Source organism: Streptomyces sp. ME19-01-6, assembly GCF_033793745.1.
Lineage (GTDB): Bacteria > Actinomycetota > Actinomycetes > Streptomycetales > Streptomycetaceae > Streptomyces.
In genome coordinates, this window is record NZ_JARAXF010000007.1 from 171,463 (window position 1) to 189,517 (window position 18,055).

The window sequence follows — 18,055 nt, forward strand, 5'->3', positions numbered from 1 at the left end:
CGCCCGGTCATGGCTGCACTTGATCTGCTCGGGCGGCGCTGGACGCTGTGCATCCTGTGCAAACTGAGCCAAGCCCCGGCAGGCTTCCGGGAGTTGCAGCGCCGTTGTGAACGCATGTCATCGAGCGTGCCCAGCACCCGGCTGGGCGAGCTGACCGGCGCCCGCGTGCTCACTTTGCACGGCGACGCCTATCACCTCACCCAGCTCGGCGAGGACCTAGGTGCCGGCGGAGGTTCCGAGCACGCCGTCAACCCAGGCCGCGCGGGCGTCAGCCGGCAGAACCCCTCTCGGGCGTCCCGTCGCCCACGGTGTCGGGATGCGAGGTGCCGTCGGCGGGCCGCTCACTGTTGCGGTGCGCCGGTTGCGGGTCGAGCATCGCCGCCCAGCGCTCCGACCACTGGACGAGGGGGCCGAGTGCGAGGCAGGCATCCCGCCCCAGTGGAGTGAGCTCGTACCGGCCGTCGGGTAGTTGGTGAACCACGTGGGCATCCAGCAGTTCGATCAGGCGCTGCCGCATCACGCTGGAGGACATGTCGTCGCACTGCTTCTGCAGGGGGCGGAACCCAAGGGGGCCCCCGCGCAGCTCCCAAAGGATGCGCAGACTCCACCGCCGTCCGAACAGGTCGAGTGCGGCCATGAGGGGGCGACCGGTGGTCGAACCACGAACTGGCTTGCCGGGTTTTGGGGTTGGCATGGCGTGCAGTCCAGCCTCCAAGGTTGACGCTTCGGATTCCGAAACGCTACCATCCGAGATCGCTTCGGAAAACGAAACGATGGGGACCATCGTGGCCTTCCCACGGAGTTGGGAACGTCGCACGCCGTCTTCCTCCGCGCGGCCGGAACCGAGCGCGCCCATCCGTCGTACACCCTCCGGTTCTTCACCGGCGCAGGCGAACTGCCCGCCTGTGGCCACGGCACCGTCGCCGCCCTCGCGCTGCTCGCCGAACGTGAAGGCGGCGACGACTACCGCGCCGTCCTGCGGACGACCCACCGCAGCTTCGACGGCCGGGTCACCCGAAACGGTGACAGCCTGACAGCATCGTTCGATCCAGGCCCGGTCAGCCTGAGCGACGCCCAAGGGCCCGAACTGGAGGCGATCGCACACGGCCTCGGACTGCCCGAGGACGCAGTCGCCGGGGACGCCTGCGTGGCGTCGAACGGGCGGCCGAGGCTTCTGCTGCCCGTCCGGTCGCGCGCCGTGCTGGCCGAACTCACCCCGGACTTCACCCTGCTGCGCGCAGCCTGCGACCGCCACGGTCTGCTGGGCTGCTACGCCTACTCGCTCCCGGACCGGCACGGCCGGGCGGCAGCCCGGATGTTCGCGCCGTCGATCGGAGTCCCCGAGGACATCGCCAACGCCAACAGCACCGCCTGCCTGGCCGCGCACGCGGCCGGATCCGGTACGGACCGCCTCATCGTCGACATGGGCGACCACCTCGGCTGCCCGTCGACCATCACAGCAACCGTTCACCACGACGGCGTGGAGCACCGAATCCGGGTCGGCGGCCAAGCCACGATCGCGCGAACGGTCGTGCGCTGAGGCCTGCGGTACTCAGGGCCGGTCAGGCTGCGTGCCGAGCAGAGCCGCCCACGGGCTGTCGGCCGGTGCGGCCAGGACGAAGCGTTCGTGCGGTGCGTCGGGCGGGAGCGGACGCCAGGTCCTCCAGGCGGGCGGCGGGATCACCCCAGCGCCGGTCCCAGACCAGTTGCGGCAGAGCGGACCGGGCGTTGCCCAGTGCCTGGTGCAGCAGGACCAGTCGGGGATGATGGTCGTCGCGGACGCGTGCGTTCTCGCAGGCCAGGCACAGAAGGAACGAGGCTCCGCAGCCGCCGTCGGGCAGCGGGACGGGGCTGCCGTCCGGGTCCGCGCAGTCGGCGGTGGCTGTCTCCTGGTCGGCGGGGTCGCGCTCCAAGACGAGTCGGGCCTTGAGTTTCACCGTCTCTCTCGCCTTGTGCAGTGCCGAGGCCACGCCGGCGGCGACCACAGGAGCCGCCTCCCTGTGCACCCGCTGGTCGGGCAGCACGTATCTGCGCTCGTGCGTAGTCTGCGTGTGCTGGACCGGCTCCCCACGATCTACGACTACGGTCCGCCGTCCCCGGTGAAACGGCGAGCCCCAGCCGAAGTGCTCGCCCCAGGCCTCACCGTCCCTGCCGGCCAGGCCGAGGCGGACCGGACCGGCAACCAGGCGCTGTTCGGGATTCTTGACCTGCTGTTTCGGGTGGTCCTGGTAACGCGCGCGCCAGGCAAGGAACCGGTCGGCTCCCGGGAGGAGGTCATGGGCGAGGGCGCGGGCGAAGCGGGTCGTCTGCAGGGTCTGGGTGAGCAAGCGGCCGGGCGACCCGGCGCCGGTGTCCGCGATGTTCTCGGTCTCGAACCGATCCCCCTGTGATGCGCGGCCGGGGGGAGCGCGAGCTCCTGGACGAACTCCAGGTGCGCAGCGTGGCCCGCGCCGCCGGGCGCGCCCCGGGCGGCGCGGCGGAGGAGGCCGCGATCCGGGTCCGGGAGGGCGTGCCGGCCCGGGAGGCGTTCGCCGCGGCCGCCTCCCGGCAGCCGCTGCCGGCGCCCCCACCGGCCGTGGCCGAGCCCGGTCGGCCGCCGGTACTGAGCGGCGGGAGCGACCCGGCCCCGGGGCTGGACGTCGTCGCGCTGGAGTTCCTGGCCGCGGACGCCGCGGTGCGCGCCCAGCGCCTGCTGGCCGAGGCGCTGGCGCCGGCCACGCCGCGGCCATGCTGCCGACCGCGCTCACATCCTGGCAGGACGCGGTGCGGCTGGCCGCCGCCGGGCCCCCTGCCGGTATCGCCGACCGCCTCGCCGCGGGCCGTACGCGCCTGGGGGCACGGCGGGCCTGGCGGGCTCGCCGTCCTGGAGGAGGAGTGGACTCCGGCCGACGAGGCACTCGCGCGCGCCCGCGCCTCGCTCGCCGCCGCCTGGGAGGGAGAGGAAGGCGCGCCGCGGCTGCGGGCGGCGGGCCACCGCTGGACGGTGGTCGGCGCGGACGCGCAACTGCGCTACGGCCGGGACGGGCGCTGGTGGCCTTACCGCAAGGAGCGCGGCCGCTGGTGGCCGGCCGGACCACCGGACCACGACCCGGCGGCGGCGCTGGCGGTCCTGGAGGCGGTGCCCCCGCCCGGGCTGGTGGCGGCGCCGGACGGATCGGCGACAGCGGAAGCCGTGGAAGCGGCGGGGGGTACGGGCTGACGGCCGCTGCCTGCGCGGCAGCGCCGACGGCCCTGGACGCACCGCCGCCGCCCCGGACAGGTGGCGGCACCGGACAGACCGCGTCGGCGCAGGACGCGGGCTGGCGGGGACCGCACGGGCGGGGCCCTGCCGCAGGGCAGGGCCCCGTTGGACCTGTCACACCTCCCAGCCGAAGGACCGAAGGCTACGGGCACCCCGCCCAGCGGTGGCCGGGGCGTGCCCAGGCGCCGCGGGCCTTGCAGGTTTCGGAGAGACCGGGCCGGTCGGCCGCGCCCGGCAACCGTTCCGCCTCACGCGGCCCCGCAGCCGGGAGCACGCCAGCCGCCCCGGGCCCCACCGAGATCGGGAAATGCGGACCAAATCCCGACGGGCCAACCGCACCCGGCAACCTTTCCGCCCCGCGCGGCAACCGCAGGGCATCAGTATGTCCGGCACGTCTCCACGGGACGGAGTCACCCCCATGCCCACATCGGACCGGCGCCCTCGGCGGCGCCTTACTGGACCGCTCGTCAGCGCCCCGCTCGCCCTGGCCACGGGTGCCGTGCTGGTCGCCGCTGGCGCACCGGCGGCGCAGGCCAAGGCCGCGGCCACGATCGTCGTCGCGAAGGACGGCAGCGGCAACTACACCACCGTTCAGGCCGCGGTCAACGCGGTGCCGGCGAACAACCCCTCAGCCGTCACCATCTCCGTCAAGCCCGGCACGTACCGCGAGACGGTGAAGATCCCCAGCAACAAGCCGCACATCCGGCTGGTGGGCACCACCAGCAGCAAGAACGACGTGACCATCGTCTACAACAACGCCTCGGGCACCCCCAAGCCCGGCGGCGGGACCTACGGCACCAGCGGCAGCGCGACGGTCGCCGTCGAAGCGGACGACTTCCAGGCCCGCAATCTGCAGTTCGTCAACGACTTCAACGAGGCGAACACCAGCATCACCGACAAGCAGGCGGTGGCGCTGCGCACCGCGGGCGACAAGATCGTCCTGGACAACATCGGGGCCCTGGGCGACCAGGACACCCTGCTGCTGGACTCCGCGAGCAAGGACAAGGTCGGGCGGGTGTACGTCAACAACGCCTGGATCCAGGGCAATGTCGACTTCATCTTCGGCCGTGCCTCCGCCGTCATCACCAAGTCGACGATACGGCTGGTCAAGCGGTACGACGGCAGCTCGGCCGGGTACGTGGCCGCACCTTCGACCGCGGCCGGCAAACACGGCTTCCTGATCATCAACAGCAACATCACCGGCGATGTCAGCGACCGCAGCCACTACCTCGGCCGCCCCTGGCACGCGGGCGGCGACGCGAGTCTGGACCCGCAGGCCGTCGTCCGCAACACCTCCCTGAGCGCCGCGATCCGGACCACCCCGTGGACCGACATGAGCGGCTTCTCCTGGAAGGACGACCGCTTCGCCGAGTACAAGAACACCGGGGCGGGTTCCGGCTCGGCGAGCACCGACCGGCCGCAGCTGAGCGACTCCCAGGCCGCGAATTACGAGATCGCGGACTGGCTGGGCGGCTGGACGCCCTGACGGCTCCGGTCCCGTAGGACCCGGCCGCCGGTCCCGTCGGGGGGCAGGACCGGCGGCCGGCCCACGCCCGTACCGCGCGAAACCGGCGGCCGGCCCACGCCCGCACGACGCGGGCCGGCCGCCGGGCGCGGTCAGCCGCGGGCGGCCAGCAGGTGGTCCATCGCCAGCTGGTCCAGGCGTTCGAAGGCCATGCCGCGCTCCGCCGCGGCCTCGACGTCGAACTCCTCGAAGGCGGCGCGGTCCGCCAGCAGACCGGCCAGGGTCTCCCCCTCGCCCAGCGTCGGGCGCGCCAGTTCGTCCAGGCGCGAGGCGCGCAGCGCCTCCTGGACCTCCGGGTCGGCCCGGAAAGCGGCGGTCCGCTCCTTGAGGATGAGGTAGTTGCGCATGCACCCGGCGGCGGACGCCCAGACGCCCGCGATGTCCTCGGTGCGCGGCGGCTTGAAATCGAAGTGGCGCGGGCCCTGATAGCCGGCCGTCTCCAGGAGGTCGACGAGCCAGAAGGCGGCCCGAAGATCGCCCGCCCCGAAGCGCAGGTCCTGGTCGTACTTGATGCCGGACTGGCCGTTGAGGTCGATGTGGAACAGCTTGTCCGCCCACAGCGCCTGGGCGATGCCGTGCGGGAAGTTCAGCCCGGCCATCTGCTCGTGGCCGACCTCGGGGTTGACTCCGTACAGCTCGGGCCGCTCCAGCCGCTCGATGAAGGCGAGCGCGTGGCCGACGGTCGGCAGGAGGATGTCGCCGCGCGGCTCGTTGGGCTTGGGCTCGATGGCGAACCGCAGGTCGTAGCCCTGCTCGGTGACATAGGCGCCGAGCAGGTCGAAGGCCTCCTTCATCCGGTCGAGCGCGGCGCGCACGTCCTTGGCGGCGCCGGACTCGGCGCCCTCGCGCCCGCCCCAGGCCACATAGATCTTGGCGCCCAGCTCGACGGCGAGGTCGATGTTGCGGATGGTCTTGCGCAGCGCGTAGCGGCGCACGTCCCGGTCGTTGGCGGTGAACGCGCCGTCCTTGAAGACCGGGTGGGTGAAGAGGTTGGTGGTGGCCATGGGCACGGTCATGCCCGTGGCCTCCAGGGCCTGCCGGAAGCGCTTGATGTGTGACTCGCGCTCGGTCTCGGAGGCGCCGAAGGGGATCAGGTCGTCGTCGTGGAACGTTACGCCGTACGCGCCGAGCTCGGCGAGCCGCGTCACGGACTCGACGGGGTCGAGCGCCGGGCGGGTGGCGTCCCCGAAGGGGTCCCTGCCCTGCCAGCCGACCGTCCACAGACCGAAGGTGAACTTGTCTTCGGGGGTGGGGTTGTAGCTCATCGCGGCTCCCTCGCCTATTTCGTCATGGCGCTTTACAAATTAGTATGCACGAGCATTCCGGGGAAGCCCCGCTCAGCCACACACTGGTCAGCCGCATACAGGGACATGAAAGGGAGAGCGCGATGGCAGCAGCAGCCGTGCCCGTGCCCGAGGGACCGCTGGTCGTCGGCGTGGACAGCTCCACGCAGTCCACCAAGGCGCTGGTCGTCGACGCCGCGACCGGCCAGGTCGTCGCGCGCGGCCAGGCGCCGCACACCGTCGGCGGCGGGGCGGGGGGTGACGGCAAGGAGAGCGACCCGGAGCAGTGGTGGCGGGCGCTGGCCGAGGCACTCGGCCAGTGCGGGGCGCACGCCCGGCAGGCGGCCGCGGTCTCGGTCGGCGGCCAGCAGCACGGCCTGGTCACGCTGGACGCCGCGGGGCGCCCGGTGCGTCCGGCGCTGCTGTGGAACGACGTGCGGTCGGCCCCGCAGCGCGACAGCCTGGTCGAGGAGCTGGGCGGCCCCAAGGTGTGGGCGGAGCGGGTCGGCAGCGTGCCCGCGCCCGCCTTCACCGTCACCAAGTGGGCCTGGCTGAAGGAGACCGAGCCCGAGGCGGCGCGGGCCACCGCCGCCGTGCGGCTCCCCCACGACTACCTCACCGAGCGGCTCACCGGCCAGGGCACGACCGACCGCGGCGACGCCTCCGGCACCGGCTGGTGGGCGTCGGCGACCGAGTCGTACGACGGGCAGATCCTGGAGCACGTCGGCCTCTCCCCCGACCTGCTGCCGCGCGTGCTGCGGCACGGGGAGGCGGCCGGGACCGTGCGGCACCTCCCGGACCTGCCGCTGCCCGCCGGGGCCCTGGTGGCCACCGGCACGGGCGACAACATGGCGGCGGCCCTGGGCCTTGGCCTGCGGCCGGGGCAGCCCGTGCTGAGCCTGGGCACCTCCGGTACGGTCTACACCGTCTCGGCGCGCCGACCCGCCGACCCCACGGGGGTGGTCGCGGGGTTCGCGGACACGCGCGACGCCTGGCTGCCGCTGGCCTGCACGCTCAACTGCACGCTGGCCGTGGACCGGATCGCCGCCCTGCTCGGCCGCGACCGCGAGGCGGTGGAGCAGGGCGGCTCGGCCGTCCTGCTGCCGTTCCTCGACGGCGAGCGCACCCCCGACCTGCCGCTGTCCTCCGGGCTGCTGTACGGGCTGCGCCATGACACGACGCCGGGTCAGGTGCTCCAGGCGGCCTACGACGGGGCCGTGTTCGCGCTGCTCACCGCGCTCGACCGGGTCCTGGACGCGGACGCCGCGCCCGACGCGCCGCTGCTGCTCATCGGCGGCGGCGCCAGGGGCACGGCGTGGCGGGAGACGGTACGCCGCCTCAGCGGCCGGCCCGTCCAGGTGCCCCGGGCCGAGGAACTGGTCGCGCTCGGCGCCGCCGCCCAGGCCGCGGGCCTGCTGCTGGGCGAGGACCCGGCGGCGGTGGCCCGGCGCTGGAGGACGGCGGAGGGGCCCTCGTACGAGCCGGTGGAGCGCGACCGGGCGGCGCTGGAGCGCCTGGCCGGGGTCCTGTCGGATGCCGACGCATTGCTGCGCCGACCGGCACCGTAAGGTTTCGGGCCGGGCCACGGAGACGCAGCGCGGGGTCCAGGACCGCCGACCGCCAAGGACAGGAGAACCGCCAGGTGGCAGCGCCACTGCCCAACACCCAGCAGGCGATCCGCAGACACAACCTCTCCCTCGTGCTGCACGCCGTCGCCACGCACGGTCCGCTGTCCCGCGCCGCCGTCGCGGCCCGGATCGGGCTGACCCGGGCCGCCGTCTCGACCCTCGTCGACGAGCTGGCCCGGGACGGGCTGCTGGTGGAGCTCGGGCCGTCCCGGCCGGGCACGGTCGGCCGTCCCGGCAGCGCGCTGCAGCTCAACGAGCGCGGACCGGCCGGGCTGGGCGCGGAGATAGGCGTGGACCACCTGGCGGTGTGCGCGATGGACCTCGGCAGGCGGGTGCGGCTGCGGGCCCAGGTCGAGTCGGCGAACCGGGGCCGCGCGCCGGGCCCCGTGCTCGGGCGGCTCGCCGAGCTCGTACGACGTGTCGCGGCCCAGGCGGAGGGCGAGGGGCTGCGGCCGGCGGGGCTCTCGGTGGCGGTGCCGGGGCTGGTGGCACGCGAGTCCTGCGTCGTGGTGCGGGCGCCGAACCTCGGCTGGGAGGACGTGGATGTGGGTCCCGCGCTGCGCGAGGCCCTGCCCGGCCTCCCCCTCACCGTCGACAACGAGGCCAACTTGGGCGCGCTCGCGGAGCTGTGGCTCGGCGGGCACGACCCCGCGCCGCGTGACTTCGTGCATGTCTCGGCCGAGATCGGCATCGGTGCCGCCGTGGTGATCGACGGGCGGCTGCTGCGCGGGACGCATGGCTTCGCGGGCGAGCTGGGCCATGTGCCGGTGCGGCCCGAGGGCCCCGCGTGCGCGTGCGGCGGGCGCGGCTGTCTGGAGCAGTACGCGGGCGAGGAAGCGGTGCTGCGGGCCGGGGGCGTCCATGCGGAGCAGGCCGCCGCCGAACACCGGGCCCCCGGGGGCCGGATCGCCCTGCTGGCCCGGCGCGCTGCGGACGGCGACCAGCGGGTGCGGCGGGCGCTGCGCGGCGCGGGCGCGGCGCTGGGCATCGCCCTGGCGGGCACGGTGAACCTTCTGGACCCGCAGAAGGTGGTGCTCGGCGGGGCGCTGACCCCGCTGGCGCCCTGGCTGCTGCCCGCTCTGGAGCGGGAGCTGGCGCGGCGGCTCACGGATCCGGCCCGGCCGGGCCAGGATGTGGTGACCGTCTCCCGGCTGGGCTCCGACGGCCCGGTGCTGGGCGCGGCGGGCTCGGTGGTCCAAGCGGTCCTGGACGACCCGGCGGCGCTGAGGGGAGACGGCGCGTAAGGCGTGCCACAGGGACCCCTGTGGCCCGGCTCGCTCGGCGTGTCGTGAGTGCTGTCGCCCGACTGGCCGACACGCGCCTCCCGGGGAGGCGCGTGTGGTGATCATACGATCTGCCAGTGACTGCCGTGAGCCCGCAGGGCGGGTCAGTGAGCGCCCCGCAGGAAGTCCTCCAGACCCGCCAGGTCGTCGGTGTTGATGTAGTCGACGTCGGCGGCGAGGAGTTCGCGCCACAGCACCTCGCGCTCCGCACCCGCCACGTCAGGGGTGGCCCAGAAGCGGACGCGCTGGCCGCTCGCGTGCGCCGAGCCCACGATCTGGCGCAGCTTCTCCCGCTCGGCCGGCGGCATCTGGCCGGCTCCCAGCCAGCTGAAGCTCTGCGTCCAGTTGCTGCTGATGAGCGGGATGAAGGAGGCGGGCACGCCGCTGCCCAGGTCCTCGAGACGCCCGTCGTAAAAGGCGTGGCGCACCCGTTCCGCCTCCATGGGGGCCCGCGCGCCACGGTCGCCCGAGATGACGGCGGTCACCGCGGAGCGGCGCACCCGGCCGCCGACCCCGCCGTGGGCGGTGGACAGCATCGGGTGGTAGCGGCGCAGGCGCTTGGCGAGTTCGAGGTAGGTGGGCTCGCCCGCGGTCTTGATGTCGATGAGCAGCTGCAGCGTCAGGTCGTGGCCGCGGTAGACCCGGCCGCCGTTCTGCTTGACGCGCCGCGCCAGCGGGTCGAGGTAGAGCGCCTCCAGCGTGCGGGAGGGGTCGAGGTCGGTCGCGTCATGGGCGACCAGCAACTGGCCGTCCACCAGCCAGATGTCGGCCTCGACGCTCCCGAAGCCGTGGGAGAGCGCGTCGGTGAGCGGGTGCGGGTGTTCGTAGTCGTTGTGGGCGTGGGCTCTGGCCAGCGGCGGCTTGCCCCTGCCGGAGCCCGAACTCGCGTAGGCGGGGGCGGCTATCCCGCCCGCCAGGGCTGCTCCGAGGGTGACGACAAAGGCACGGCGCGTACGGCGGACCATGGGGGCCTCCCGGCTCTTGCCCCGGCGCGGGGCCGGGGGTGCACGACGGACGCCAGTGAGTATCGGGGCGGCGTGGGCCGGTTGGGCAGAGGCGTGCGAAGAGTTCCGCGGGCGGTCTCCGGCCATTTCCGTGCCGTTCCCGCGACACGCGCGGCGCGGGCCGAAGCGGTGGGTTGGGACCGGTGGTTGACGGGAGGTGTGCCGTGGCGGTGAGGCGACGCGCGGGAGCCGGGCGGACGCGCGCGGCGGTGGCGGTGGTCCTCACATGGGGCGTGCTGGCCGGCGCGAAGCCGGCCGGGGCGGATCCCGCGCCCACGCTCCGCGCCGCGCCGCGCGATCTGGAGCGCACCCAGCCGGCGCCCGGCGTGGAGTACCGCCGGTTCACGCTGGCCACCTCGCACGGCACGGCGCTGGGCCATCTGCTCACCGTCGACCTGCGGGAGCCGGGGATCTCGCTCGACCTGCTCCACCCCGAAGCGGTCGCCTCGCGCGCCCGGGTCTCCGCGATGGCCACCAAGCGCTCCGCGGTCGCCGCCGTGAACGGCGACTTCTTCGACATCACCGAGACCCAGCACCCCGGTGTGGACGCGACGGGCGCCGCGGTGGGCCCGGAAGTCACGGGCGGACTGCTGCTCAAGTCCGCGGTGCCTCAGGGCCAGCGGTTCGGCCCGGCGGCGCCGCCCGGCACCTCCACCGAGGACGTCATCGGGGTCGGCGCCGACCGGATCGCCCGGGTGGGCCGGCTGACGCTGCGCGGCACGGTGACGGCGGAGGGGCGGGGCACCCGGCCGCTGCGCGGGCTGAACCAGTACGCGGTGCCGGTGGACGGCATCGGGGCGTACACCTCCGACTGGGGCAGCGCGTCCCGGGTGCGGACCACCTGCGGTGTGGACACCGCCCGGTCGGCGCCCTGCAGCGCGGAGACCTACGAGGTGACCGTGCGTGAGGGTCGGGTCGCCCAGCGGGCGGTCACGCCCGGCAAGGGCCCGATCGCGGCGGATTCGTTCGTCCTGGTGGGGCGGGAGGCAGGGGCGCGGGCGCTGCGTGAGCTGCGGGTGGGCGACCCGGTGCGCTTCGAGTACGGGCTGCGCGACACGCACGGCCCACGGTTCGCCTTCGCGCTCGGCGGCTTCCCGATCGCGCGCGACCACCGCAGGCTCGACGGGCTCGACCCGCTGACCGGGGCGGTGCGTACCGCGGCGGGCATCGGCGACGGCGGACATCTGCTGTATCTGCTGGTGCTGGACGGCGAGATGACCTATCGCGCCGGACTGACCCTCAGCGAGCTCGCGGATGTGATGCTCGACCTCGGCGCCGACGACGTGGTCAACCTCGACGGCGGCGGTTCCTCCACGCTCGTGGCGCGGCAGGCGGACAGCGGGCGGGTCAGCGTGCGCAACCATCCCTCGGGCGGCACCGAGCGGCTGGTCCCCAACGGGATCGGCGTGTTCAGCCGCCCCCGCCCCGACGCACGGCCCCGGTCAGGGCCGGACGCTGCTGACCACGTCCGCGGTCGCCGCGAGCCCCTCGGAGATGGTCGGCGCGATGCTGCTGCTGGCCAGGTAGAAGCCGAGGGTGACGCAGACCAGCGCATGGGAGACGCGCAGCCCTCCACTCCGCAGGAAGACCATTGCCAGGATCAGCAGCAGTAGGACCACGGAGATCGAAATGGCCATGGCGAGCCTCCTCAGGCGCTTCATGAGGATCGGAATCCGGCCGCCAGTTTGGCCCAGTCACGCCCTTGACCCGCGCCATCGCGGTGCTCCATACGAGTGCCGATCACGGGTGCGAACGCCCCGCCCGTGCCCGGACGGCCCGCCCCGGCCGCTTCCGGACGTCGCGTGCGGTGCCGCACGCGACGTCCGGGAGCGGGGTCGCTCAGCCGACGGGGGCGGGCAGGTCCACCAGCCCGGCCAGTGCCTCGCGGTGGCGGCCGGGGGTGCCCAGGGCGATCTCGTCGCACTTGGCCCGCTTGAGGTAGAGGTGCGCCGGATGTTCCCAGGTCATGCCGATCCCGCCGTGCAGCTGCACACACTCCTCGGCCGCGTGCACCGCGACCCGCGCGCAGTACGCCTGCGCGACCGCCACCGCGACGGGGACATCGGGGCTGTCCGCGGCGAGCGCGTCGGCGGCGTGCCGGGCCGTGGCGCGGGCGGAGACCAGCTCGAGCCATAGTCCGGCCATTCGGTGTTTGAGCGCCTGGAACGAGCCAATGGGGCGGCCGAACTGATGGCGCTCCTTGGTGTGCCGTACGGTCTCCGCCAAACACCATTCGGCCAGACCCAGTTGCTCGGAGGCCAGCAGCCCGGCCCCGGTCATGAGGGCCCGGCCGACGGCGGCCCGGGCGCGGTCGGGCCCGGCGAGGCGGCGCGCCGGGGCCTCGGCGAAGTGAAGCGCGGCGAGCGGCCGGGTGAGGTCGAGCGGGGTCGACACCTCGACCGTGACGCCGGTGACGCCCGGGGCGCCGGTGTCCACGGCGTAGAGCCCGTAACCGTCCGGGCCCTCGGCGGGGACCAGCAGCACTTCCGCGCCGACCGCCCCCGCCACCCCGCCGACCCGGCCGCTCAGGGCGCCGTCGGCGCGGGCGGTGACGGTGGCGGGCGGCGCGCCGCCGGGCGCGGTGGACAGCGGCAGCGCGAGCGCGCCGACCGCGCGCCCCTCGGCGAGCGCGCCGAGCAGCCGGGCCACCTGCTCCTCGTCGGTGTCGCAGCCCAACAGGGCCGAGGCGGCGAGCACGGCGCTGGTGAGATAGGGAACGGGGGCGACGGAACGGCCCAGCTCCTCCAGCACGACCGCTGCCTCCCGCGCGGTGGCGCCCTGTCCGCCGAGCTTGTCGGGGACCAGGAGCCCGGCCACCCCCATCTCGACGGCCAGCGAGCGCCACAGCGACGGGTCGTACGGGCGGCGGCTCTCCGCCTCCGCGAGGACGGCGGAGGGCGGGCAGCGGTCGGCGAGCAGCGACCGCACGGCGGCGCGCAGATCCTCCTCGGCCTCGGAGTAGAGCAGGTCGGCCTCGGAGCAGAGCGGGTCGGGGGTGCTCATCGGGGCAGATCCTTCCACGGGAGGTCCTTGTCGGTCCGCGGCTCGGACGGCAGGCCCAGGACTCGTTCGGCGATGATGTTGAGCAGCACCTCGGAGGTGCCGCCCTCGATGGAGTTGCCCTTGGCGCGCAGATAGCGGTAGCCGGCCTCGCGTCCGGTGAAGTCGACGAGCTCGGGGCGGCGCAGCGTCCAGTCGTCGTACAGCAGGCCCTCCTCGCCCAGCAGTTCCACCTCCAGGCCGCTGATCTCCTGGTTGAGGCGGGCGAAGGCGAGCTTCATCGCCGAGCCCTCGGGGCCTGGCTGGCCGCTCGCGAGCTGCTGGCGCAGCCGTTCGCCCGCCAGCCGGGCCGCCTCCGCCTCCACCCACAGCCCGAGCAGCCGCTGGTGCAGGTCGTGGGTGCGCAGCTCGGGCCGCTCGCGCCAGGCTCCGGCGACCGGGCCGATCATGCCGCCCTCGCGGGGGACGCGGCCGCCGCCGATGGCGACGCGCTCGTTCATCAGGGTGGTCTGGGCGACCTTCCAGCCCTCACCGACCTCGCCGAGGCGCCGGCTGTCGGGGATGCGCACGCCGGTGAGGAAGACCTCGTTGAACTCCGCCTCGCCGGTGATCTGGCGCAGCGGGCGGACCTCGACGCCGGGGTCGGTCATATCGCAGATGAAGTAGCTGATGCCGCGGTGCTTGGGCAGGTCGGGGTCGGTGCGGGCGATGAGGATCGCCCAGCGGGCGAGATGTGCGCTGGACGTCCAGACCTTCTGCCCGTCGACCACCCAGGTGTCGCCGTCGAGCACGGCCCGGGTGGAGAGGGCCGCGAGGTCGGAGCCGGCTCCCGGTTCGCTGAACAGCTGGCACCACACCTCCTCCCCGGTCCACAGGGGGCGCAGCAGACGGGTGCGCTGCTCGTCGGTGCCGAAGCCGAGGATGGTGGGCGCGGCCATGCCGAGGCCGATGCCGATGCGGCGGGGGTCGTTGTCGGGCGCACCCGCGGCTTCCAGCTCGGCGTCCACGACGGACTGCAGGGCGCGGGGGGCGCCGAGGCCGCCGAGCCCCGCCGGGTAGTGGATCCAGGCGAGTCCGGCGTCGAAGCGGGCCCGCAGGAAGTCCAGCCTGGCGGTGGTGGCCACGGGGTGCTCGGCGAGCAGCTGTCGGACACGGCGCCGCAGCTCGGCGGCGGTCATCCGCTCCCGTTCGGTGGCCGCGCTCATCGGGCCGCCCCCTTGTCTTCCGAGCTCGGGACGACCACGACGCGGCCGGTGGTGGTGCCGTCCGCGACGCGCTGGACGGCGTCGGCGGCGGCGTCCAGCGGCACCCGCTCGCTGACCAGGGGGCTGACCGCGCCCTGCGCGGCGAGCTGTGCCAGCTCGTCGTGGCAGGCGCGGACGGCGGCGGGGTCATGGGTGTTGTACAGACCCCAGTGGAGGCCGAGAATCGCGTAGTTCTTGACGAGGGCGTGGTTGAGGGCGGCCTGGGGGACCACTCCGCTGGCGAAGCCGACGACCACGATCCGGCCCTCGAAAGCCACGCACTTGACCGACTTGGCGAACGCGTCGCCGCCGACCGGGTCGTAGATCACATCGGCGCCCCGTCCGCCGGTGGCCTCCTTGACGGCCGCCACGATGTCCTCCTGCCGCCGGTCGACGACCAGGTCGCAGCCCAGCTCCCGGGCCACCTTGGCCTTGTCCTCGCCGCCGACGACGCCGATCACCCGCGCGCCGTGGGCCTTGCCGAGCTGGACGGCGGCGCTGCCGACGCCGCCCGCGGCGGCGTGCACGAGCAACGTCTCGCCGGGCTGCAGCCGGGCCCGGCGGTGCAGGCCGAACCACCCGGTCTGGTAGCCGATGTGCAGCGCCGCGGCCTGCGCGTCGTCCAGCGCGTCGGGCGCGGGCAGCGCGGCCGCGGCGCTGACGACCGTGGTCTCGGCGAAGCCGCCGGCGGGCAGCTCGGGGGTGGCGATGACGCGGTCGCCCGGGCGGCCCGGCGCGCCCTCGCCGACGGCCAGGACCTCGCCGCATACCTCGACGCCGGGGGTGAACGGCAGCGGGGGGCGCACCTGGTACTGCCCGCGGCACAGCAGGGCGTCGGGGAAGTTGACGTCGGCGGCCCTGACCCGCAGCAGCAGCTGCCCGGGCCCGGCGACCGGCTCCGCCACCTCTTCCAGGCGCATCACCGCGCGCGGCTCGCCCGTCTCGTGCACTCGCCATGCCTGCATACCCGTGGCCTCCCACACCCTGTCGGTCGGCGCGCGGTCCCCGCGCCGACCGCATACTAACCAGTCGGTACGACCAGCGGAACCGTCCGCGAGGCGCGCCCGGGCCACTCCGCCGGGCGGCGGATGACCTCTTGTGCGACGCTGAACGGGCTCTGAGGCTGGATGGGCCCTTGAGTCAGACGCCGCCGACAGGCGAGGGTGGGCAGCGGCAACGCGGCTCGCACCCCGGCGAACCGAGCCCATAAAAGGCGAACGGGAGACGACGACTGTGCCCGAGAACCAGACGATCAGCGAAGCCGAGACGGAGGCGCGCATACGCGGCATCTGTTTCAAGACCGGACCGCCGCGGCGGTTCGGTGTCGAGCTCGAATGGCTTGTGCACGACGCGCACGACCCCGCACACCCGGTGGAGGCCGCCCGGCTCAAGGCCGCGGTCACCGCACTGCGCGAACTGCCGCTCCGGTCCACCCTCACCTTCGAACCTGGCGGCCAGCTGGAGCTCAGCTCCCTCCCGGCCGACTCGCTCACCGCCCTGGTGGAGTCCGCCGCCGCCGACCTGGCGCTCGTACGCCCGCTCCTCGCCCGCCTCGGCCTCGGCATCGCCGGCCACGGGCACGACCCATGGCGCCCGCCGCGCCGGTTTCTCACCACCCCTCGCTACGCCACGATGGAGACCTACTTCGACCGCCGCGGACCGGCCGGGCGCTCCATGATGTGCAACACCGCCTCCGTGCAGGTGTGCGTGGACGCCGGCCACGACGAGCCAGGACCGCTCGGCGTCGGGCGGCGCTGGCGGCTGGCCCATCTGCTGGGGGCCGTGCTGACCGCCGCCTTCGCCAACTCTCCCCTGCACCAGGGCGCCCCCACCGGCTACCGCTCGACGCGGCAGGCCCTGTGGACCGCGATGGACCCGGGCCGGACGCTGGCGCCGCCCGCCGGCCCGGACCCGCGTGCGGCCTGGGCCGGGTATGTGCTGGACGCGCCCGTCATGGCCATCCGGGACGGCGAAGAGACGTGGGCCGTGCCGTACGGCCTCACCTTCCGCGACTGGATCCGCACCGGCGCGCCCCGGCCGCCCACCCTGGACGACCTCGATTACCACATATCGACCCTCTTCCCGCCCGTCCGCCCCCGCGGCCATCTGGAGCTGCGCATGATCGACGCGCAGCGTGGCGACGACGGCTGGATCGTCCCGCTCGCCGTCACCGTGGCCCTCTTCGACGACCCCGAGGCGGCGGAGACCGTCTACCGCGTGGTGAAACCGCTCGCCGAGACGGCGGGCCCGGAGCCCGCGCCCGCCAACGCGCTGTGGCGCGCCGCCGCCCGCCACGCCCTCGCCGACCCCGAGCTCCGCGCCGCCGCCGCCGTCTGCTTCACCACGGCCCTTGATGCGCTGCCCCGGCTCGGGGCCTCCCCCGCCATCACCTCCGCCGTCGCCGCCTTCACCGACCGCTATGTCGCCCGCGGCCGATGTCCGGCCGACGATCTGCTCACCCCCGTCACCGGGAAGGAGTACCGGCCATGACCGCTCCCGGCCCCGACACCGACCCCGAGGCGCTGCGGCGGCGCGCCGAAGCGGCGCTGCGGCGAGCGCGCGAGCGCACCCGCACCCTCACCACCTGCGTCGACGAACACGACCTCACCGCCCAGCACTCCCCGCTGATGTCACCGCTGGTCTGGGACCTGGCGCACATCGGCAACCAGGAGGAGCAGTGGCTGCTGCGCGCGGTCGCCGGGCAGGAGGCGCTGCGCCCCGAGATCGACTCGGTGTACGACGCCTTCGAGCACCCGCGCGCCGAGCGGCCCTCGCTGCCGCTGCTGCCGCCCGCCGAGGCGCGCGGATACGTCGCCGATGTGCGCGGCCGGGTGCTCGACGTGCTGACGCGGATCCCGCTGCGGGGCGGGCCGCTGGTCGACGCCGCCTTCGCGTTCGGCATGATCGCGCAGCACGAGCAGCAGCACGACGAGACGATGCTCATCACTCATCAGCTGCGCCGCGGGCCCGCCGCCCTCACCGCCCCGCCGCCACCCCCGCCGGAAACCGCTGACGGCGCCCCGCTGCCCGCGGAGGTGCTGGTCCCCGGCGGCCCGTTCACCATGGGCACCTCCACCGAGCCCTGGGCTCTGGACAACGAGCGCCCGGCCCACCGGCGGGTGGTCCCCGCCTTCTTCATCGATACCGCTCCGGTCACGGCCGGCGCGTACGCGCGGTTCATCGAGGACGGCGGCTACGAGCGGCGGCGCTGGTGGACCGAAGCGGGCTGGGGTCATATCCGCGAGCACGGGCTGAGTGCGCCGCTGTTCTGGCGGCGGGAGGGCGGGCAGTGGCTGCGCCGGCGGTTCGGCGTGACGGAGCCGGTGCGGCCCGAGGAGCCCGTGGTGCATGTGAGCTGGTACGAGGCCGACGCCTACGCCCGCTGGGCGGGGCGGCGGCTGCCCACCGAGGCGGAGTGGGAGAAGGCCGCCCGGCACGACCCGGCCGGCGACCGGTCCCGGCGCTACCCCTGGGGCGACGCCGACCCCACCCCGGACCACGCCAACCTGGGCCAGCGCCATCTGCGGCCGGCCCCGGCCGGCAGCTACCCGCGCGGTGCCTCGCCGCTCGGCGTCCGGCAGCTGATCGGCGACGTGTGGGAGTGGACGGCCAGCGACTTCCTGCCCTACCCGGGGTTCCGGGCCTTCCCGTACCGCGAGTACTCGCAGGTCTTCTTCGGCGACGCGTACAAGGTGCTGCGCGGCGGCTCCTTCGCCGTGGACCCGGTCGCCTGCCGCGGTACCTTCCGCAACTGGGACCTGCCCATACGCCGCCAGATCTTCTCGGGCTTCCGCACCGCGCGCGACGCGCGGCCCGGGGAAGCGTGAACACCAGCCACCCGGATCGG

At 74.4% G+C, this 18,055-nt stretch carries 15 protein-coding genes and 3 pseudogenes; 10 read left to right on the top strand and 8 right to left on the bottom strand.

The window, feature by feature from the left end:
• Positions 1-9: 9 nt before the first annotated feature.
• Positions 10-162: pseudogene (locus PV419_RS53320) on the top strand (winged helix-turn-helix transcriptional regulator); the annotation flags it as partial.
• 106 nt (positions 163-268) lie between these two features.
• Here the strand turns inward: PV419_RS53320 and PV419_RS19085 are convergent.
• Positions 269-637, bottom strand: a complete 369-nt coding sequence (locus PV419_RS19085) for a helix-turn-helix domain-containing protein (RefSeq protein ID WP_319690918.1) — start codon at positions 635-637, stop codon at positions 269-271.
• Positions 638-802: 165 nt separating this feature from the next.
• Between PV419_RS19085 and PV419_RS19090 the strand changes: the two genes are divergently transcribed.
• Positions 803-1,540: a PhzF family phenazine biosynthesis isomerase gene (locus tag PV419_RS19090; RefSeq protein ID WP_319690497.1), complete on the top strand. Its 738-nt coding sequence runs from the start codon at positions 803-805 to the stop codon at positions 1,538-1,540.
• Positions 1,541-1,562: 22 nt separating this feature from the next.
• Here the strand turns inward: PV419_RS19090 and PV419_RS19095 are convergent, their stop codons facing one another.
• Positions 1,563-1,985, bottom strand: coding sequence for a hypothetical protein (locus PV419_RS19095; RefSeq protein WP_319690498.1), 423 nt, complete (start codon positions 1,983-1,985; stop codon positions 1,563-1,565).
• Positions 1,986-2,000: 15 nt separating this feature from the next.
• On the opposite strand from PV419_RS19095, the gene PV419_RS19100 reads away from it, so the two are divergent.
• The 3 genes and pseudogenes from PV419_RS19100 to PV419_RS19110 all read left to right on the top strand — a co-directional run.
• A complete protein-coding gene (locus tag PV419_RS19100; RefSeq protein ID WP_319690500.1) occupies positions 2,001-2,390 on the top strand; it encodes a hypothetical protein in 390 nt (129 codons plus the stop codon).
• Positions 2,390-3,199 carry a hypothetical protein gene (locus PV419_RS19105; RefSeq protein WP_319690502.1) on the top strand — a complete coding sequence of 270 codons (810 nt, stop codon included), beginning with the start codon at positions 2,390-2,392 and terminating at the stop codon, positions 3,197-3,199. Before PV419_RS19100 ends, PV419_RS19105 begins: the two co-directional genes overlap by 1 nt.
• 568 nt (positions 3,200-3,767) lie before the next feature.
• A pseudogene (locus tag PV419_RS19110) lies at positions 3,768-4,727 on the top strand (pectinesterase family protein); the annotation flags it as partial.
• Positions 4,728-4,858: 131 nt separating this feature from the next.
• Here the strand turns inward: PV419_RS19110 and xylA are convergent.
• Complete coding sequence (gene xylA, locus PV419_RS19115; RefSeq protein WP_319690505.1) at positions 4,859-6,031, bottom strand: xylose isomerase; 1,173 nt, start codon at positions 6,029-6,031, stop codon at positions 4,859-4,861.
• A 122-nt stretch (positions 6,032-6,153) separates the two neighbouring features.
• Here xylA and xylB point away from each other — a divergent pair, with 122 nt between their 5' ends.
• Positions 6,154-7,617: a xylulokinase gene (gene xylB / locus PV419_RS19120; protein ID WP_319690507.1), complete on the top strand. Its 1,464-nt coding sequence runs from the start codon at positions 6,154-6,156 to the stop codon at positions 7,615-7,617.
• Between the two features lie 74 nt (positions 7,618-7,691).
• Complete coding sequence (locus tag PV419_RS19125; RefSeq protein ID WP_319690508.1) at positions 7,692-8,921, top strand: ROK family transcriptional regulator; 1,230 nt, start codon at positions 7,692-7,694, stop codon at positions 8,919-8,921.
• Between the two features lie 143 nt (positions 8,922-9,064).
• Here the strand turns inward: PV419_RS19125 and PV419_RS19130 are convergent, their stop codons facing one another.
• Positions 9,065-9,925 carry a phosphatidylinositol-specific phospholipase C/glycerophosphodiester phosphodiesterase family protein gene (locus PV419_RS19130; protein WP_319690509.1) on the bottom strand — a complete coding sequence of 287 codons (861 nt, stop codon included), beginning with the start codon at positions 9,923-9,925 and terminating at the stop codon, positions 9,065-9,067.
• A 506-nt stretch (positions 9,926-10,431) separates the two neighbouring features.
• Here PV419_RS19130 and PV419_RS19135 point away from each other — a divergent pair.
• Positions 10,432-11,364 (top strand): annotated as a pseudogene (locus PV419_RS19135) (phosphodiester glycosidase family protein); the annotation flags it as partial.
• 42 nt (positions 11,365-11,406) lie between these two features.
• Here PV419_RS19135 and PV419_RS19140 read toward each other — a convergent pair.
• From PV419_RS19140 to PV419_RS19155, 4 genes are all read right to left on the bottom strand, one after another.
• Positions 11,407-11,601 (bottom strand): hypothetical protein, encoded by a 195-nt coding sequence (locus PV419_RS19140; RefSeq protein WP_319690920.1) that lies wholly within the window; start codon positions 11,599-11,601, stop codon positions 11,407-11,409.
• Positions 11,602-11,803: 202 nt separating this feature from the next.
• The gene (locus tag PV419_RS19145) at positions 11,804-12,967 is read right to left on the bottom strand and encodes an acyl-CoA dehydrogenase family protein (RefSeq protein WP_319690511.1); all 1,164 of its coding nucleotides are present in this window, start codon (positions 12,965-12,967) and stop codon (positions 11,804-11,806) included.
• Positions 12,964-14,142 carry an acyl-CoA dehydrogenase family protein gene (locus PV419_RS19150; protein WP_319690922.1) on the bottom strand — a complete coding sequence of 393 codons (1,179 nt, stop codon included), beginning with the start codon at positions 14,140-14,142 and terminating at the stop codon, positions 12,964-12,966. Before PV419_RS19150 ends, PV419_RS19145 begins: the two co-directional genes overlap by 4 nt.
• Before the next feature lie 23 nt (positions 14,143-14,165).
• Positions 14,166-15,173, bottom strand: a complete 1,008-nt coding sequence (locus PV419_RS19155) for an NADPH:quinone oxidoreductase family protein (protein ID WP_319690512.1) — start codon at positions 15,171-15,173, stop codon at positions 14,166-14,168.
• A 268-nt stretch (positions 15,174-15,441) separates the two neighbouring features.
• Between PV419_RS19155 and egtA the strand changes: the two genes are divergently transcribed.
• Both egtA and egtB read left to right on the top strand, forming a co-directional pair.
• A complete protein-coding gene (gene egtA, locus PV419_RS19160) occupies positions 15,442-16,698 on the top strand; it encodes an ergothioneine biosynthesis glutamate--cysteine ligase EgtA (RefSeq protein WP_319690514.1) in 1,257 nt (418 codons plus the stop codon).
• Positions 16,695-18,035, top strand: coding sequence for an ergothioneine biosynthesis protein EgtB (gene egtB / locus PV419_RS19165; RefSeq protein WP_319690516.1), 1,341 nt, complete (start codon positions 16,695-16,697; stop codon positions 18,033-18,035). The genes egtA and egtB overlap by 4 nt, the downstream gene beginning before the upstream one ends.
• Positions 18,036-18,055: the final 20 nt, after the last annotated feature.

Excerpts from the sequence above, each read along its gene's own strand:
- PV419_RS19085 (WP_319690918.1), bottom strand. The coding sequence starts at position 637 with ATGGCCGCACTCGACCTGTTCGGACGGCGGTGGAGTCTGCGCATCCTT.
- PV419_RS19105 (WP_319690502.1), top strand. The coding sequence starts at position 2,390 with ATGCGCGGCCGGGGGGAGCGCGAGCTCCTGGACGAACTCCAGGTGCGC.
- xylA (WP_319690505.1), bottom strand. The coding sequence starts at position 6,031 with ATGAGCTACAACCCCACCCCCGAAGACAAGTTCACCTTCGGTCTGTGG.
- xylB (WP_319690507.1), top strand. The coding sequence starts at position 6,154 with ATGGCAGCAGCAGCCGTGCCCGTGCCCGAGGGACCGCTGGTCGTCGGC.
- PV419_RS19130 (WP_319690509.1), bottom strand. The coding sequence starts at position 9,925 with ATGGTCCGCCGTACGCGCCGTGCCTTTGTCGTCACCCTCGGAGCAGCC.
- PV419_RS19140 (WP_319690920.1), bottom strand. The coding sequence starts at position 11,601 with ATGGCCATTTCGATCTCCGTGGTCCTACTGCTGCTGATCCTGGCAATG.
- PV419_RS19145 (WP_319690511.1), bottom strand. The coding sequence starts at position 12,967 with ATGAGCACCCCCGACCCGCTCTGCTCCGAGGCCGACCTGCTCTACTCC.
- PV419_RS19150 (WP_319690922.1), bottom strand. The coding sequence starts at position 14,142 with ATGACCGCCGCCGAGCTGCGGCGCCGTGTCCGACAGCTGCTCGCCGAG.
- PV419_RS19155 (WP_319690512.1), bottom strand. The coding sequence starts at position 15,173 with ATGCAGGCATGGCGAGTGCACGAGACGGGCGAGCCGCGCGCGGTGATG.
- egtB (WP_319690516.1), top strand. The coding sequence starts at position 16,695 with ATGACCGCTCCCGGCCCCGACACCGACCCCGAGGCGCTGCGGCGGCGC.